3 protein-coding genes are annotated in these 1,596 nt (G+C 45.8%); all 3 read right to left on the minus strand.

What is annotated here, in order from left to right; all coding sequences use genetic code 11:
• Positions 1-292: hypothetical protein (locus ACFILW_RS09660; protein ID WP_375685707.1), on the minus strand; the 292-nt coding region annotated here is incomplete at its 3' end.
• A gap of 9 nt (positions 293-301) precedes the next feature.
• Positions 302-820: a phage major tail tube protein gene (locus tag ACFILW_RS09665; protein WP_375612336.1), complete on the minus strand. Its 519-nt coding sequence runs from the start codon at positions 818-820 to the stop codon at positions 302-304.
• Between the two features lie 3 nt (positions 821-823).
• A partial coding sequence (locus ACFILW_RS09670) for a phage tail sheath family protein (protein WP_375685709.1) occupies positions 824-1,596 on the minus strand: 773 nt, incomplete at its 5' end.

The following is a 1,596-nucleotide window of genomic DNA, read 5'->3' on the forward strand; positions in this document are numbered from 1 at the left end:
GTGACATATCAGCCAAAAGTGCTGTGATGCCTTCTGTTGCCTCACTTGTGAACAAAACTTGAGAAAGCTTCGTGATAAGCACATCATTGCTCAAAGTTGTTTTTTGCTCTCCAAACTCAGGAAGCAGCAGCTCTGTCAATTGTGGTCCAATGAGCACCGCTAATTGCTTGGCATGCTTAAAAGTGGGGCGATAAAAGGTCAGTTTCTTGCAGAGAGATTCTTTGCCACCTTTATCTTGATAAGGAAGCGGAACCTGCAATTCCACGTCAATGCTGGTTTGTAAACTTGTCATGATCAATTCCTATAAGTTGAGAATAGAGCGGCGGCGAGAACCGATCTCTTGCCCATTGCGGACAAGCCAGCCGCCCCGTTTAAAAGAAAAGCGGTGCAAAACAGAACCATCCCAAAATTCCGTATAGTCCCAAATATTTTTGATCTCGCAATCATAGCCTGTCGCTTTTCCAGCCGTTAAGCCTTCGCTATCAACTTTGACCAACCGCCCTGTCACATCAATGGAATGTTCATGCTCACGCCCATCTTCTTCAGAGATCACATGTTTTTTGCCTGTGAATTTATGACGAAGCCCAGGAGGACCACCAAAAATACCGATGACCTCAGGGGTATGGCTGCGGATTTTCATTTGCAAGCCAAGGGCTTTGACACCAAGACCGCTCACATCAATCTGCATATCAGAGCCCCCTGGTTGATAGGTTTCAGTGATTTCTTCCAACGTAGGTAATTTGAGGGTTTCAAGATCAAGGTGAAGATTCACATCATCATCAACAATCAGCGTAAAACCGCGTACAATGCGTAAAGTCATGCTTTAACTCCTTGCTGCTTTGCGATAAGTTTCAAGCGTATCGCCAAATTGATAAGTCATTTTCTTTTGGATATCTTGCGCCAGCCGATCAAAATAAGCTCCATTGCGCCGGCTGCCAAAGCTTAAATCTTCTAGAGGCGGCACTTCTTCTGCATCAAATTCCACCCGCAATTTCCCCAGTTGTAAATTGCTGTTGGAATTTAAATCACGATCAAACCAAACCCGCCCACCAAGCAGTGCACCACGCGCAATCATATCATCAAGAAAGCTGGTCAAAGAGCGGGTGATAGCAATGACATGTTGACCAGTAAGGTTTTCATCATTGGCCCAAGGGCGGAAATTGTTGATGATCGTTTTTTCCAAGGCTGCACGGGTGCGCACCACATTGACAAAGCGCCAAAGTGGATCACTGGAGGTGGTATGATTTCCCCATAAAATGCGCCCATTGGAAGCTACTTCTCCCTGCGCATTTTGGCTAAGCCGTGCTGGAATAAAGGTCGCAATATCGGCTTGGTTAAGGCGATTAGCCTCATGATCGATTTCGCCATCAAAATAGCTAATCGGGCGTGCTGTCCCTAAAATGCCATGCACATCTTGGTTGGAAGGAGACCAAAAAACACCGCCCTTTTGCTTGTCACGTTTGATAAACATGGCTGCTGCAAAAGGACTTGCGGGTTTAACACTAACACCCCCCTCACGATTTGCCACCCGTACAAAGGGATCAATCAAATAACAAAAGCGTGAGGAAAAATCTGCACGATAGGCAAGACTTTCTT

Origin of the sequence: Bartonella sp. TT110JLCBS (assembly GCF_042193405.1) — a bacterium.
Classification (GTDB): domain Bacteria; phylum Pseudomonadota; class Alphaproteobacteria; order Rhizobiales; family Rhizobiaceae; genus Bartonella.

Excerpts from the sequence above, each read along its gene's own strand:
- ACFILW_RS09665 (WP_375612336.1), bottom strand. The coding sequence starts at position 820 with ATGACTTTACGCATTGTACGCGGTTTTACGCTGATTGTTGATGATGAT.